Below are 12892 nucleotides of genomic sequence, written 5' to 3'. Positions count from 1 at the left end.
GCCGCCGGCACGGTTTTTCTGGCGCCGGTTTTCCTGTCGACACGGGCAGATCGTCCGTCAGCGCCCGCTTCTTCGATGCTCTTTCGCGCGCTTTTCGCCCTCGCCGCGCTTTCGCTGACCGGCGCTGCCCACCTGCCTGGAATCGGCGAGCCAGCGATCAGCGTACAGACCCAGAGATCGGGCGGCCCGATCGACCCGGAGCAGGCCGCGTTGCGCTTCGACTCGGCCGATCTGAAATTCGAGGTGCTGCCCGAGACCGAGCAATTGAAGGGCGTCGCGACTCTGGTCTTCACGGCAAAGGCGCCGCTCCGGAGATTGCTGCTCGATCTCGATCGCAATATTGCGCCGAGCACAGTCGCGATCGATGGCAGCCCCCTCCCCCGCAGCGCCTTTGCCGACCCCGACGGGCGGCTGACGATCACCCTTCCCGCGCCGATTGCCGCGGGCGGCCAGGTGACCGCCACGATCACCTATGGCGGTACCCCGCACGTCGCCGTACGCGCGCCCTGGGACGATGGCATGGTCTGGTCGAAGACCCCCGACGGCCGCACCTGGTTCGCGACGACGGCCGAAGGCTATGGCTGCGACCTCTTCTGGCCCTGTCTCGATTTCCCGACCGGCGAGCCCGGCCGGGTCACGCTCCACATCACCGTGCCGAAAGGCCTGAAGGCGCCGTCGAACGGCAAGCTGATCGGTGTGGACACCCTCCCCGATGGCCGCATCACCTGGAACTGGAGCGTCCGCCAGCCCAACACCTATGGCATCGCGCTCAATGTCGGTCCGTATGAGGAGATGTCGGGCCTCTACAAGAGCCGCTTCGGCAACCAGATCCCGATGTTCTACTGGTATCTTCCCGGCGAGGAGGCAAAGGCGAAGGCGCTGTTCGCGGAATTCGCGCCGACCCTCGATTTCTTCGAAAGCGAGATCGGCCCTTATCCGTGGGGCGACGAAAAGCTCGGCGTGGTCGAGACGCCGCACAAGGGCATGGAGCACCAGACGATCAATGCCTATGGCAATGACTATGCCAAGGCGCCCGAGGGGTTCGACTGGCTGTTCCAGCACGAATTCTCCCACGAATATTTCGGCAACCAGCTGACCGCCGCCGACTGGGACGATTACTGGCTCCACGAGGGCTATGCCACGTACATGCAGCCATTCTACGGCCGCTGGCGCGAGGGCGAAGCGCGGTATGCGACGATGCTCGACGACGAACGCAACAAGATCGCCAACCTCAGGCCGATCGTCTCGGGCAAGGCGCGCACCGAGGAAGAAGTCTATGAGATCGACAAGGGTGGGCCCGGCCAGGATATTTATTACAAGGGCTCGTGGATGCTCCACACCCTGCGCAACCTGATCGGCGACAAGGCTTTCCTCGATGTCACCCGTCTCGCCGTCTATGGCCGGCTCGACCCGAAACCGGGCAATTTCCAGCCGCGCTACGGGTCGACGCCTGAATATGAGGGCTTCGTCAAGCAGGTGACGGGCAAGGATTATGGCTGGTTCTTCGACGTCTATCTCCGCCAGGCAGCGCTTCCCGAGCTGATTGAGACGCGCGACGGCGGCACCCTGACCCTGGCCTGGAAGGCGCCCGGCGATCTGCCCTTCCCGATGCCGGTCGAGGTACAGGTCGACGGCCGGGTCGAGAGGCTGGCGATGACCGGCGGCAAGGACAGCATCGCGGTCGCGCCAGGCGCGCACATCGTGGTCGATCCGGACAGCCGCATTCTCAAGCGATCGCGCGCAATCGAGGCGTATCAGGCCTGGAAAGCAGCTCAGGCGCGGAAAAGGCAATAGTGTATTGCCAATATAATACACATGGCATAAGAAGAGCGCATGAGCATGGTTATCCATAGCGATCCGGTCGGCCTGCCCGGCCTCGCCGCGATCGCGCTCGGCTTCGTGATCTTCCTCTTCGCTCTGCTGGCGGCACGGCTGCGGGCCGGTCGCGGCGCGACGGTGGCGGTCACCCGTCGAAAGAACGCATCGATCGTCTGGATCATCGTCCAGGGCATCGCGATCGGCATTGTCGGCTTCGGCCCCCTCCGTGTGCTGCTCGATCCTGGCTCGCCCAAGGCGATCGCCGAAGGCACGGCGGCGCTGCTGCTAATGCTGGGCGCGGTCTGGCTATTCGATGCGTCGTCGCGCACCATGGGCAAGAATTGGAGCCTGGTGGCGCGCACGCGCGAGGACCATCAGCTTGTCCAGTCCGGCCCCTTCGCGGTCGTGCGCCATCCGATCTACGTCGCCCTGTTCTTCTTCATGGTCGCGATGGCGATCGCCTATGGCCATACGCGCAACCTGCTGCTCGCGGTGCCGATGTACGCGATTGCGACCTGGCTCCGCGTCCGCCACGAGGAACGCATCCTGCGCGAGCAGTTCGGCGCCGACTATGACGCCTATGCCGCGCGGGTGAAAAGGTTCGTCCCGGGGGTTTTCTGAACATCGGCATGATGACCTTCGAGCGCGACGGCGCGCAGCTTTTCGCGTCGGCCGCGAATGCCGTCCTGCCGCGGATCGAAGCAGCTCTCGGCGCGCTCGCGCCCGACCGGGCGGGGAGCCGTCTGCACGGCATCAGCGCGCTGCCTGCGCTGGTCGGCACGGGCACGCGGATCTGCGCGATCGCCGCCGAAGCACTTGGCCGGCCGTCGCGGCCGGTACGGGCGATCCTGTTCGACAAGACCGCGGCGACGAACTGGTCGCTTGGATGGCATCAGGACAGGACCATCGTCGTCGCCGAGCGCCGCGATGTCGACGGCTTCGGCCCCTGGACGATCAAGGCCGGCTTGCTCCACGTTGCGCCTCCCTTCGATCTCCTGACGCGGATGGTGACGCTGCGCCTCCATCTCGACCCGGTCGGCGCCGACAACGCGCCGTTGATGATCGCCCCGGGGTCGCATCGCTTCGGTCGAGTCGCTGAACCGTTGATCGACGGCATCGTCGCTGCGTGCGGTGTGGCCACCTGTCACGCCGAACGGGGCGATGTCTGGCTCTACGCGACGCCGATCCTTCACGCCTCCAACGCCGCGCTCGCGCCCAGCCGACGGCGCGTGCTTCAGATCGATTATGCCGCCGAGGCATTGCCGGGCGGCCTCGAATGGCTCGGCATCTAGCGTCCCTCTTGCGCTGACCAAGGATTCGCGGCCACTCTCCCGACCAGGGGAAGCCGCATGACCGACCAAGCCGCCGACATGCTCTGGAACCGCGATCTCGCACCGACCGGACCGGAGCAGCGGACCTGGGCCTGGTATCACTATGCGGCCCTCTGGGTCGGCATGATCGTCGCAGTGCCGAGCTGGATGCTTGCCTCGGGGCTGATCGAACAGGGCATGTCGGCGGGCGAAGCGACGATCACCGTGCTGCTCGGCAATGTCATCGTGCTCGTGCCCTTGCTGCTGATCGGCCATGCTGGCGCGCGCTACGGCATTCCCTATTCAGTGCTGGCGCGCGCCTCGTTCGGAACGCGCGGCGCGCGGCTGCCGGCGCTCGCCCGGGCGCTGGTCGCCTGCGGCTGGTATGGCATCCAGACCTGGATCGGCGGCGAGGCGCTGCTGACCCTGCTCGGCGTGCTCGTCGGCCACGATCTCAGGGGCACGCCCATCCCGCTGCTCGACATGGGCGTCGGCCAGGCACTCGCCTTCGCCGCTTTCTGGGCGCTGCAGCTCTTCTTCGTCCGCAAGGGGCTGACCACGATCCGTCGCCTCGAGACATGGACGGCGCCGGTCAAGATCCTCGTCTGCATCGCGCTCGTCTGGTGGGCGGTCGACCGCGCCGGCGGGCTCGGCCCGATCTTCTCGAGCCCGTCCGCCTTCGTACCGGGCGGCGCCAAAGCCGGCCAGTTCTGGATGGTGTTCTGGCCCTCGCTGACCGGCATGATCGGCTTCTGGGGCACGCTTGCGCTCAACATCCCCGATTTCACCCGCTTCGCGCGCAGCCAGCGCGACCAGATGATCGGCCAGGCAATCGGCCTGCCGCCCGGCATGGGCCTGATCGCGCTCGCCAGCGTCATCACCACATCGGCGACCGTGGTGATCTATGGCCATGCGATCTGGGATCCGGTCGCGCTCTCGGGCACGCTGGCCGGGCCGCTGGTCCTGATCGGACTGATCGTCATCACGATCGACACCATCTCGTGCAACATCGCCGCGAACCTGGTGTGCGCCGCCTATGATTTCTCGTCGCTGGCGCCGGGACGGATTTCCTATCGCACCGGCGGGCTGATCACCGCGGTGATCGGCGTGCTGATCATGCCGTGGAAGCTGCTGGCCACGACCGGCGGCTACATCTTCGTCTGGCTGACCGGCTACAGCGCCCTGCTCGGGCCGATCGCAGGCATCTTGATCGCCGATTACTGGCTGATCCGCCGCGCGCAGCTCGATGTCGGCGACCTGTACCGCGAGGATGGACGCTACGCCTATAAGAACGGCTGGAACGGGCGGGCGCTCGCCGCCTTCGCGATCGGCGTGCTGCCCAACCTGCCCGGCTTCCTCGCGACGGTTGCGCCTGGCGTGTTCGGGGCGATCAGCGGTTTCTGGACGGGTCTCTATGCCTATGCGTGGTTCACCGGGCTGTTCCTGGCGCTTGCGAGCTACGCCGTGCTGATGGCCAAACGACGATACTGAAGTCACCACTTGACAATCATCAATCGGCTCGCAATACTGAAGCCACAACTTCACCAATGGAGTCTTTGGCCATGAAAGAGCAAGCCGTTGTCCCCAGCACCTTCGTGATTGAACGGAGCTACCCCGTGCCGCGCGAGCGCGTGTTCGCCGCCCTCAGCCAGGAAGAGAAGAAGCGCCGCTGGTATGCCGAGCGCGACGGTCATGACGTGGCCGATTTCACGATGGATTTCCGCGTCGGCGGCGAGTCGATCCTGCGCTACCGGCTCGGCCCGGATACGCCCTTCGAAGGGGCCGAAATCGTCAATGAGGAGCAGTTCCACGATATCGTTCCCGATCGCCGCATCGTCAGCGCCTCGACCATGTCGCTCGCCGGCAGGCATTTCTCCGTCTCGCTGGTGACGATCGAGCTCATCGCGACCGAAACCGGAACCGATCTCGTCTGCATCCATCAGGGCGTATTCTTCGAAGGTGCGGACGGCCCCGAAATGCGCGAGGCGGGGTGGCGGGCGCTGCTCGACAGGCTCGCAGCAACACTGGCTCAATGACGGCTACTCCAGAGATCAGCGTCGACCGCATCCTGCGCGCCCTCGCCGACCCCTCGCGCAAGGCGATCGTCGAACGGCTGAGCCGGGGACCGCTCTCGGTCTCAAGCTTGGCCGGGCCGCTGGAGATCACCCTGACCGCAGTCGCGCAGCATCTTCAGGTGCTCGAGGAATGCGGCCTTGTCCGCACCGAGAAGATCGGCCGCGTGCGGACCTGCAGCCTGGAGACGAAAGGGTTCTTGCCGCTCGAGCAATGGATTCGCGACCGGCGGTCATTGTGGGAGATGCGGCTCGATCAGCTCGGCGATTTTCTGGCGGAAGACGAATAAAGATCTCTCTCGAACGTCAACCCGGGCTTGTCCCGGGGTCCGTCGTGCCGCGCGCACAACGCCTGAAGCGTTTGCGGAAGCATGGATGCCGGAACAAGTCCGGCATGACGTCGATGGGTTAAGCCGCCCGCCACATCGACCAGAATCGCGGCCCGCCCTTGGGCACTGCCCAGTCACCGATCACCTCGAAGCCGAGCCCCTGATAGAAGCCGATATTCCGTTCGAGCGGAGTCTCGAGATAGGCCGGCAACCCGCTCCCGGCGACTCGCTCGAGGCCCGCGCGCACCGCCATGCCCCCAAAGCCCTTGCCCTGCGCGGCCGGCTCGCAGCCGGCGATGTGGAGGTACCAGTAATCACCCTGGGGCAGGTGGGCGTCGATCGCATCCGATACCGCCAGGGCGCGGCCAAGCGCCGTGCCGAAGGTGGCCAGCAGCGGCAATGCCTCGCGCAGCAGATCGAGTCGGGTGGTACGGATTCGCCCCGGACCACGCCACAGGGTCGCCGCCTCGCCTCCCGCCGTCACGAGACGCATTCCGCGCACATCCTCGTCGAACAGCAGCGCGAACAGGCGCGGCAAGCGCTTCGCCCGGAGGACGGGATCGGGAAAGATGAAGCTGGTCGCCGGGTCCTCGCCAAAGGCGCGGGCCAGGGTGGCGGCAATCGCTGCGCGGTCGCGGTTGCCCGCGATCCGGACTGGGGAAAGCGAGTCGGCGTCAGCGCTCACGCGGCGCCGGCGCCCGCCTTGTCCTTCTTGGCATAGACGCGGATCGGCTCCTTGCGGCCCTCGATCACATCCTTGTCGATCATCACCTCGTCGACCGAATCCATGCCCGGCAGATCGAACATGGTGTCGAGCAAGATGCCCTCGAGGATCGAACGCAGCCCGCGCGCACCGGTCTTGCGATCGATCGCCTTCTTGGCGACCTGCACGAGCGCGTCGTCAGTGAAGCCGAGCTTCACATCCTCCATGTCGAACAGCTTCTGATACTGTTTGACCAGGGCGTTCTTCGGCTCGGTCAGGATCGTGACCAAAGCCGGCACGTCGAGATCCTCGAGCGTCGCGATCACCGGCAGACGGCCGACGAATTCGGGGATCAGGCCGAACTTCAGCAGATCCTCGGGCTCGACCGACTTCAGGGTCTCACCGGTGCGGCGCTCCTCGGGGCTGGCGACATAGGCGCCGAAGCCGATCGACTTGCCCTGAAGGCGATCGCCGATGATCTTTTCCAGGCCGCTGAACGCGCCGCCACAGATGAACAGGATGTTGGTCGTGTCGACCTGCAGGAATTCCTGCTGCGGATGCTTGCGCCCGCCCTGCGGCGGCACCGAGGCGGTGGTGCCCTCCATCAGCTTGAGCAGCGCCTGCTGCACGCCCTCGCCCGACACGTCGCGGGTGATCGAGGGATTCTCGGCCTTGCGGCTGATCTTGTCGATCTCGTCGATATAGACGATCCCGCGCTGCGCCCGCTCGACATTGTAATCGGACGCCTGGAGCAGCTTGAGGATGATGTTCTCGACATCCTCGCCGACATAGCCCGCCTCGGTCAGCGTCGTCGCATCGGCCATGGTGAAGGGCACGTCGAGGATTCGCGCCAGCGTCTGGGCGAGCAAAGTCTTGCCGCAGCCGGTCGGCCCGACGAGCAGGATGTTCGACTTGGCGAGCTCTACGTCAGCGCCCTTCTGGCCGTGGTTCAGGCGCTTGTAGTGATTGTGCACCGCGACCGAGAGCACCCGCTTGGCGCGCTTCTGGCCGATGACGTAATCGTCGAGCACGTCGCAGATTTCCTGCGGGGTCGGCACGCCCCCGTCCTTTTTCGACACGAGCGCCGATTTGGTCTCTTCGCGGATGATGTCGTTGCACAGCTCGACGCATTCATCGCAGATGAACACGGTGGGTCCGGCGATGAGCTTCCTCACCTCGTGCTGCGATTTGCCGCAGAACGAGCAATATAGCGTGCTCTTCGAGTCGCCACCGCTCAGCTTCGTCATAAACCAGATACCTTCATTCGATTCCGCACACCCGTCGCACCTGCGAGGGACTCTGAAGTCGTCGCCGTCATCGTCCGGCACAGCAACCTAATGATAGTTGCGCGCCGACGATAGCCAATATGTTTACGCTGGGAAGAGGAAACAAGCCGTTGCCGCCCGCCCCGATATGGGAGAGCGGCCGTCGCCGGCGTCGTTGATGGCAACGCCGGCGATATATCGGGTGGCTCGGCCAGGGCTCCGACGCGGCTCAGGAAGCAGGCAGCACCGGCGGCGTGCCGTCTTCCGAGATTGCCGGACGCTTGTCGAACACCTCGTCGATCAGCCCGAATGCCTTCGCCTCATCCGCTTCGAGGAACTTGTCGCGATCCATCGCCTTCTCGATTTCCTCGAGCGGCTTGCCGGTATATTGCGCGTAGAGCGTGTTCATCCGATGCCGGATGCGCAGGATTTCCTTCGCCTGGATCTCGATATCGCTCGCCATGCCCTGCGCCCCGCCCGAGGGCTGGTGGATCATGATCCGCGCATTCGTCAGCGCGACCCGCATTCCCGGCTCGCCGGCGGCGAGCAGGAAACTGCCCATCGAGGCTGCCTGGCCGATACAGACCGTGCCGACCCGAGGACGGATATATTGCATGGTGTCATGGATCGCCATGCCCGCCGTGACGACGCCGCCCGGCGAATTGATGTACATGAAGATGTCCTTCTTGGGGTTCTCGGACTCCAGGAAGAGCAGCTGGGCAGTGATGACCGAGGCCATGTGATCCTCGACCCCGCCGGTGACGAAGATGATTCGCTCGCGCAGCAGCCGCGAATAAATGTCGAAGCTGCGCTCGCCGCGGTTGGATTGCTCGATGACGATGGGGACGAGACCACCCTCGGGCGACTGGCTGAAACCAGCATTGGTGAGAGGACGTGCGAAGTCGCCGGTGTCGAACGGGTTGTGCATGATGAGCCTTTAGATCCTTGTGCCCCTAAGGCGCCCTACATCGGCGCTGGCGGAAACGAGTTCAAGCCCCGCCCAAATCCTGACGGCGATCGTCCCCGCCCGGGGCTCGATGCGAAAGATAGGCGAGCCGCCGCATCTCGCGCCGGCCGCGCACCACCGTATCGAGGATGAGCCCGGCAAAGCCGTTGAGCGCGGCCATGATCATCAGCCCGGTGACGAGGATCGCGGTCGGGAAGCGCGGCACGAGATGGGTGTGCAGATAGGTGATGATCAGCGGCACCGCGAGTGCGAGGCCGACCAGGCCGAACAGCACGCCGACGGCGCCGAAGAACAGCAGCGGCCGCTCGATCCGGTAGAGCGTCATGATGGTCCGCGCGATCCGGAAGCCGTCGCGATAGGTGCTGAGCTTCGATTCGGAGCCCTCGGGGCGGGCATAATAAGGCGTCTCGATCTCGCCCACCGGCATTTTCAGCTCGAGCGCATGAACGCTGATCTCGGTTTCGATCTCGAAGCCCGCGGAGAGCACCGGGAAGCTCTTCACGAATCGCCGGGAAAAAACCCGGTAGCCCGAAAAGATGTCGGTGAAGCTGCGCCCGAACAGCTGTGCGAGGATGCCGGTCATCGCCCGGTTGCCGAACTGGTGACCGCGGCGATAGGCAGCGGTCTCCTGAGTCACCCGCGAGCCCACCACCATGTCGAGCTGTTCGTCGAGCACCCGGGCGATCAGCGCTGGCGCCGAGGCCGCGTCATAGGTCGCATCGCCATCGGCCATCACATAGATGTCGGCATCGACGTCGGCGAACATGCGGCGGACGACATTGCCCTTGCCCTGCATCCGCTCGGTACGGACGATCGCACCCGCCGCCCGGGCGACCTCGACGGTGCGGTCGCGGCTGTTATTGTCATAGACGTAGATCACCGCGTCGGGCAGCACGGCGCGGAAGCCCGCCACCGTCTGCGCGATCGCGGTTTCCTCGTTGTAGCAGGGAAGCAGGACGGCAATGCGGGAGTTCATGGCAACGCCATAAGATGCAATGCGCGCCGATTCGACCCCCTTTGTGATTTGACGCACCGGTGCCGGGCGCACATCCTCCTTTCGGAACAACGGGGGGATAGACGATGCCTGCTCATAATTTGCGGTTATTGACACTGATCTTGACCATCATGATCGTGATCGATGCAGCATTGCGGCCAGCGATCCTGCTCGTGGCGTGGCTCTCTCCGGGCACCTTCAGCGTCTATATCACGCCGGTCGCCGGGATGGCGGACGGCTTCGTCTTCGGCTTCAAGATCCTGACGATGATCCTGTTCTGCCGATGGATTTACGTGGCCGGTCGCAACCTGGTGGAGGTCGGCATGGACGAGCTGGAGTTCACGCCGGCCTCGCGCATCTGGTGGTTCTTCGTTCCCGTCGCCTCGCTGTTCAAGCCTTTCCAGGCCATGCGCGAGCTGTGGAACGCCAGCCGCAATATCTGGCCGCACGACACCAATGATAGCCTTGTCTCGGTCTGGTGGGGATTGTGGCTGGCCACCAACATCCTCGCCTATATCTCCAATATCACGAACAGAGACAGCCGGAACCTGACCACTATCGTGGTGCATATCGCCGCGGAAATTGCGGTAGCAGTGGCCGCCATCGCGCTCGTGCGTGGCATTGCCAAAGGGCAAGACAGTCTTGCCGGATCGGAAATTGCCGAAGTCTTCGCCTGAGCGCACCGACGGGACGCTGAAATGCGTAACGCCGCCATTTCGCGAGAAATGACGGCGTTACGCAACTGATCCGGGCGATCAGGCTTTCTTTGCTGGCGCCTTTTTGGCGGCCGGCTTCTTGGCCGGTGCCTCTTCGGCCGGAGCTTCCTCAGCCGCGGGCTTGGCCGCGGCCTTTTTGGCGGCCGGCTTCTTCACCGGCTCGGCTGCTGCTTCCGCTGGCGCTTCATCCTCGGGCTCGGCCTTCTTGGCAGCGGCCTTCTTCGCCGGCTTGGTTTCCTCGGCCTCTTCCTTGGCAGGAGCCACCTTCTTCGCCGCTGCCTTCTTGGCCTTGGGCTTGTGGTTGTCGTGATCGTGGCTGTGCGTGCCGGTATCGAAGCCGTCCTCGGACTCGATCGCTGCCTCGAGCGCCTCGCGGGTTACTTCGCGGTCGCTGATCTCCGCCTTTTCGAACAGCCAGTCGACCACCTTGTCTTCATAAAGCGGTGCACGCAGCTGGGCCGCCGCCATCGGCTCGGAGCGGACATATTCGATGAACCGGGTGCGGTCCTCGGGGCTGTACTGCTGGGCGGCCTGGGCGATCAGCCGGTTCATTTCCTGCTGGCTGACCTCGACGCCATTTGACTGGCCGATCTCCGACAGGAGCAGACCGAGCCGCACGCGGCGCTCGGCAATCGCCTGATAGTCGGCGCGCTCGGCTTCCATCTCGGCAAGCGCCGCGGCTGGATCCTCCTCATGAGTCGCCTCATGCTCGAGCTGCTGCCAGATCTGGTTGAACTCGGCCTCGACCATCGACGGCGGGACCGGAAAATCATGGCCCTCGGCGAGCTGGTCGAGCAGTTTGCGCTTCATGTGCGTGCGGGTCAGCCCGTTGAGCTCCTGCTCGATCTGGCCCTTGAGCAGGCCCTTGAGCTGCTCGAGGCTCTCGAGGCCGAGCGAGGTCGCCAGCGAATCGTCGATCTTGGTTTCGCCGGCGGTCTTCACCTGCTTGATCGTCAGGTCGAAGGTCGCGTCCTGGCCGGCCAGGTCCTTCGCCTGGTAATCGGCCGGGAAGGTCACCTTGATCTGGCGCTCGTCGCCGGTCTTCACGCCGACGACCTGATCCTCGAAGCCCGGGATCAGCCGGCCCGAGCCGAGCTCGACCGACATGTCCTCGCCGGTGCCGCCCTCGAAGGCGACGCCGTCAACCTTGCCAACGAAATCAAGGACGACGAGGTCGCCCATCTTCGCCTTGTAGGTCGGCTTGGCGTCGTCCCAGCGCTTCTGCTGCACGGCGAACTTCTCGAGCTGCGCCTGAACGCTCGCTTCGTCGGCAGGAACGGTCAGCCGCTCGAGCTTGAGCGAATCGATCGCCGGAGTCGGCACATCGGGCAGCACTTCGAGCTCGACCTTCACCTCGGCATCCATGCCGAGCTCATAGCCTTCATCGAGGCTCACCGAAGGCTGGATCGCCGGGCGCAGCTTCTGCTCGGCGAGCAGGGTCTGGACGCCTTCCTGGATCGAGCTGTTGAGCGCATCCTGCATCAGCGCAGGGCCGTGCATCTTGCGAACCAGGTTCGCTGGCACCTTGCCGGGGCGGAAGCCGGGCATCCGTACCTGCGGCGCGACGCGCTTCAGTTCGGCATCGACCTTGGAATCGATATCCTTGGCCGTGATTTTCAGCGTGTAGGCGCGCTTCAGGCCCTCGTTCAACGTCTCGACAGTCTGCATTTCAACACTTGCCTTTTTTAACTCTGGGCCTTTTCAGGGAATCGGTGTCGCGGCACCCCTCGCCCGGCGCGACGAGACTGGTGCGGGCGAAGGGACTCGAACCCCCACATCTTGCGATACCTGGACCTAAACCAGGCGCGTCTACCAGTTCCGCCACGCCCGCATGGGACACCGTCGGTCGGCGCGTCTATACCAGTGATGCGCCCGGGGGCAAGCGCGCAGGCAACCGGCACCGCGCAAAGGCGTTGTCTGTTTCGAGGAGATCAAGCCATGGCCACCACGCCCCCGACTGAATTGCCGCCGCCGAGCCAGCCCGGCCAGCCCGAGACGCCACCGCCCGAGGTCGGCCCGAACGCACCCGATGTCGATATACCCTCGCCCGGCAGCGAGCCGAGCGAACCGTTCCAGCCGACAGACTGAAAAGGACATCATGATGACCGATGAACGCGACCCCCATCCCGACAGCCTGCCCGAGAACGACAATGATGAGCGCAGCGACATCGAGCAGATCGTCGAAGCCCGAAAGGACGCGGTAGAGCGCGGCGAAGGCGGGGACGAGCCCGATTCCTTCACCTCGGCCGGCGAGCCGGACGGCGTCGGCGGCACCGGTGGCGTGACGAAGAATCAGGACGACGTGCAATAAGCGATGCGCGCGCGGGCGGCTACGACCGCTTGCGCGCGATCGCCTTGCTCTCGCTCTTCAGCGGGCGCGAGACCGGGCAGACTTCCTGCAGAAAGCCGTGAAGCGTGTTCGCCAGGTGATCGTTCACCAACCGGTAATGGACATATTGCCCGCGCTTCTCGCTGGCGACGAGCCCGGCATTTTCGAGCACTGAAAGATGCTGCGACACCGCCGGCTTCGACATCGCGAAGCGCGACGCAATCTCGCCGGCCGTCAATTCAGCGTGAGCGAGATAGGCGAGGATCTTTCGGCGCGTGGTGGATGACAGGGCTTCGAAGACGCGTTCCATACCTCTTCTATAATCGCGAACGGGCTTGCGGGCGATGGGGAAATGAGTAATTAGGTAATTTCTTAAATACCTGTCGACT

General features: G+C 64.6%; 15 protein-coding genes and 1 tRNA gene. 9 read left to right on the top strand and 7 right to left on the bottom strand.

The window, feature by feature from the left end:
- Positions 1–75: 75 nt before the first annotated feature.
- From ABD050_RS03960 to ABD050_RS03935, 6 genes are all read left to right on the top strand, one after another.
- Complete coding sequence (locus tag ABD050_RS03960; protein ID WP_343888077.1) at positions 76–1794, top strand: M1 family metallopeptidase; 1719 nt, start codon at positions 76–78, stop codon at positions 1792–1794.
- 39 nt (positions 1795–1833) lie between these two features.
- Positions 1834–2439 carry a methyltransferase family protein gene (locus ABD050_RS03955; RefSeq protein ID WP_343887881.1) on the top strand — a complete coding sequence of 202 codons (606 nt, stop codon included), beginning with the start codon at positions 1834–1836 and terminating at the stop codon, positions 2437–2439.
- A gap of 11 nt (positions 2440–2450) precedes the next feature.
- Complete coding sequence (locus ABD050_RS03950; RefSeq protein WP_343887879.1) at positions 2451–3110, top strand: phytanoyl-CoA dioxygenase family protein; 660 nt, start codon at positions 2451–2453, stop codon at positions 3108–3110.
- Positions 3111–3167: 57 nt separating this feature from the next.
- Positions 3168–4619: an NCS1 family nucleobase:cation symporter-1 gene (locus ABD050_RS03945; RefSeq protein WP_343887877.1), complete on the top strand. Its 1452-nt coding sequence runs from the start codon at positions 3168–3170 to the stop codon at positions 4617–4619.
- Between the two features lie 71 nt (positions 4620–4690).
- Positions 4691–5164, top strand: coding sequence for an SRPBCC family protein (locus ABD050_RS03940; protein WP_343887875.1), 474 nt, complete (start codon positions 4691–4693; stop codon positions 5162–5164).
- On the top strand, positions 5161–5490 hold the full coding sequence (locus ABD050_RS03935; RefSeq protein ID WP_343887873.1) for an ArsR/SmtB family transcription factor: 330 nt from the start codon (positions 5161–5163) through the stop codon (positions 5488–5490). The genes ABD050_RS03940 and ABD050_RS03935 overlap by 4 nt, the downstream gene beginning before the upstream one ends.
- A 118-nt stretch (positions 5491–5608) precedes the next feature.
- On the opposite strand, the gene ABD050_RS03930 is transcribed toward ABD050_RS03935, so the two are convergent.
- The 4 genes from ABD050_RS03930 to ABD050_RS03915 form a co-directional block, all read right to left on the bottom strand.
- A complete protein-coding gene (locus tag ABD050_RS03930) occupies positions 5609–6214 on the bottom strand; it encodes a GNAT family N-acetyltransferase (protein WP_343887871.1) in 606 nt (201 codons plus the stop codon).
- Entirely contained in the window at positions 6211–7479 is a 1269-nt protein-coding gene (gene clpX / locus ABD050_RS03925) for an ATP-dependent Clp protease ATP-binding subunit ClpX (protein ID WP_343887869.1), read from the bottom strand. Before clpX ends, ABD050_RS03930 begins: the two co-directional genes overlap by 4 nt.
- Positions 7480–7726: 247 nt before the next feature.
- Positions 7727–8425 (bottom strand): ATP-dependent Clp endopeptidase proteolytic subunit ClpP, encoded by a 699-nt coding sequence (gene clpP, locus ABD050_RS03920; RefSeq protein ID WP_343887867.1) that lies wholly within the window; start codon positions 8423–8425, stop codon positions 7727–7729.
- Between the two features lie 61 nt (positions 8426–8486).
- Complete coding sequence (locus tag ABD050_RS03915) at positions 8487–9440, bottom strand: glycosyltransferase family 2 protein (protein ID WP_343887865.1); 954 nt, start codon at positions 9438–9440, stop codon at positions 8487–8489.
- 149 nt (positions 9441–9589) lie between these two features.
- Here ABD050_RS03915 and ABD050_RS03910 point away from each other — a divergent pair, with 149 nt between their 5' ends.
- Positions 9590–10135 carry a DUF4328 domain-containing protein gene (locus ABD050_RS03910; protein ID WP_343888076.1) on the top strand — a complete coding sequence of 182 codons (546 nt, stop codon included), beginning with the start codon at positions 9590–9592 and terminating at the stop codon, positions 10133–10135.
- Between the two features lie 78 nt (positions 10136–10213).
- Here ABD050_RS03910 and tig read toward each other — a convergent pair whose 3' ends face one another.
- Together tig and ABD050_RS03900 are read right to left on the bottom strand one after the other, a co-directional pair.
- Complete coding sequence (gene tig, locus ABD050_RS03905) at positions 10214–11842, bottom strand: trigger factor (protein ID WP_343887863.1); 1629 nt, start codon at positions 11840–11842, stop codon at positions 10214–10216.
- Between the two features lie 78 nt (positions 11843–11920).
- Positions 11921–12005, bottom strand: a tRNA-Leu gene (locus tag ABD050_RS03900).
- Positions 12006–12112: 107 nt separating this feature from the next.
- Here ABD050_RS03900 and ABD050_RS03895 point away from each other — a divergent pair.
- Both ABD050_RS03895 and ABD050_RS03890 read left to right on the top strand, forming a co-directional pair.
- Positions 12113–12262: a hypothetical protein gene (locus tag ABD050_RS03895; RefSeq protein WP_343887861.1), complete on the top strand. Its 150-nt coding sequence runs from the start codon at positions 12113–12115 to the stop codon at positions 12260–12262.
- A 13-nt stretch (positions 12263–12275) separates the two neighbouring features.
- Complete coding sequence (locus tag ABD050_RS03890; protein WP_425542405.1) at positions 12276–12485, top strand: hypothetical protein; 210 nt, start codon at positions 12276–12278, stop codon at positions 12483–12485.
- Between the two features lie 19 nt (positions 12486–12504).
- On the opposite strand, the gene ABD050_RS03885 is transcribed toward ABD050_RS03890, so the two are convergent.
- The gene (locus ABD050_RS03885; RefSeq protein WP_343887857.1) at positions 12505–12813 is read right to left on the bottom strand and encodes a metalloregulator ArsR/SmtB family transcription factor; all 309 of its coding nucleotides are present in this window, start codon (positions 12811–12813) and stop codon (positions 12505–12507) included.
- Positions 12814–12892: the final 79 nt, after the last annotated feature.

The organism is Sphingomonas oligophenolica, assembly GCF_039522915.1.
Lineage (GTDB): Bacteria > Pseudomonadota > Alphaproteobacteria > Sphingomonadales > Sphingomonadaceae > Sphingomonas > Sphingomonas oligophenolica.
This window is presented reverse-complemented; position numbering and strand designations above follow the sequence as displayed.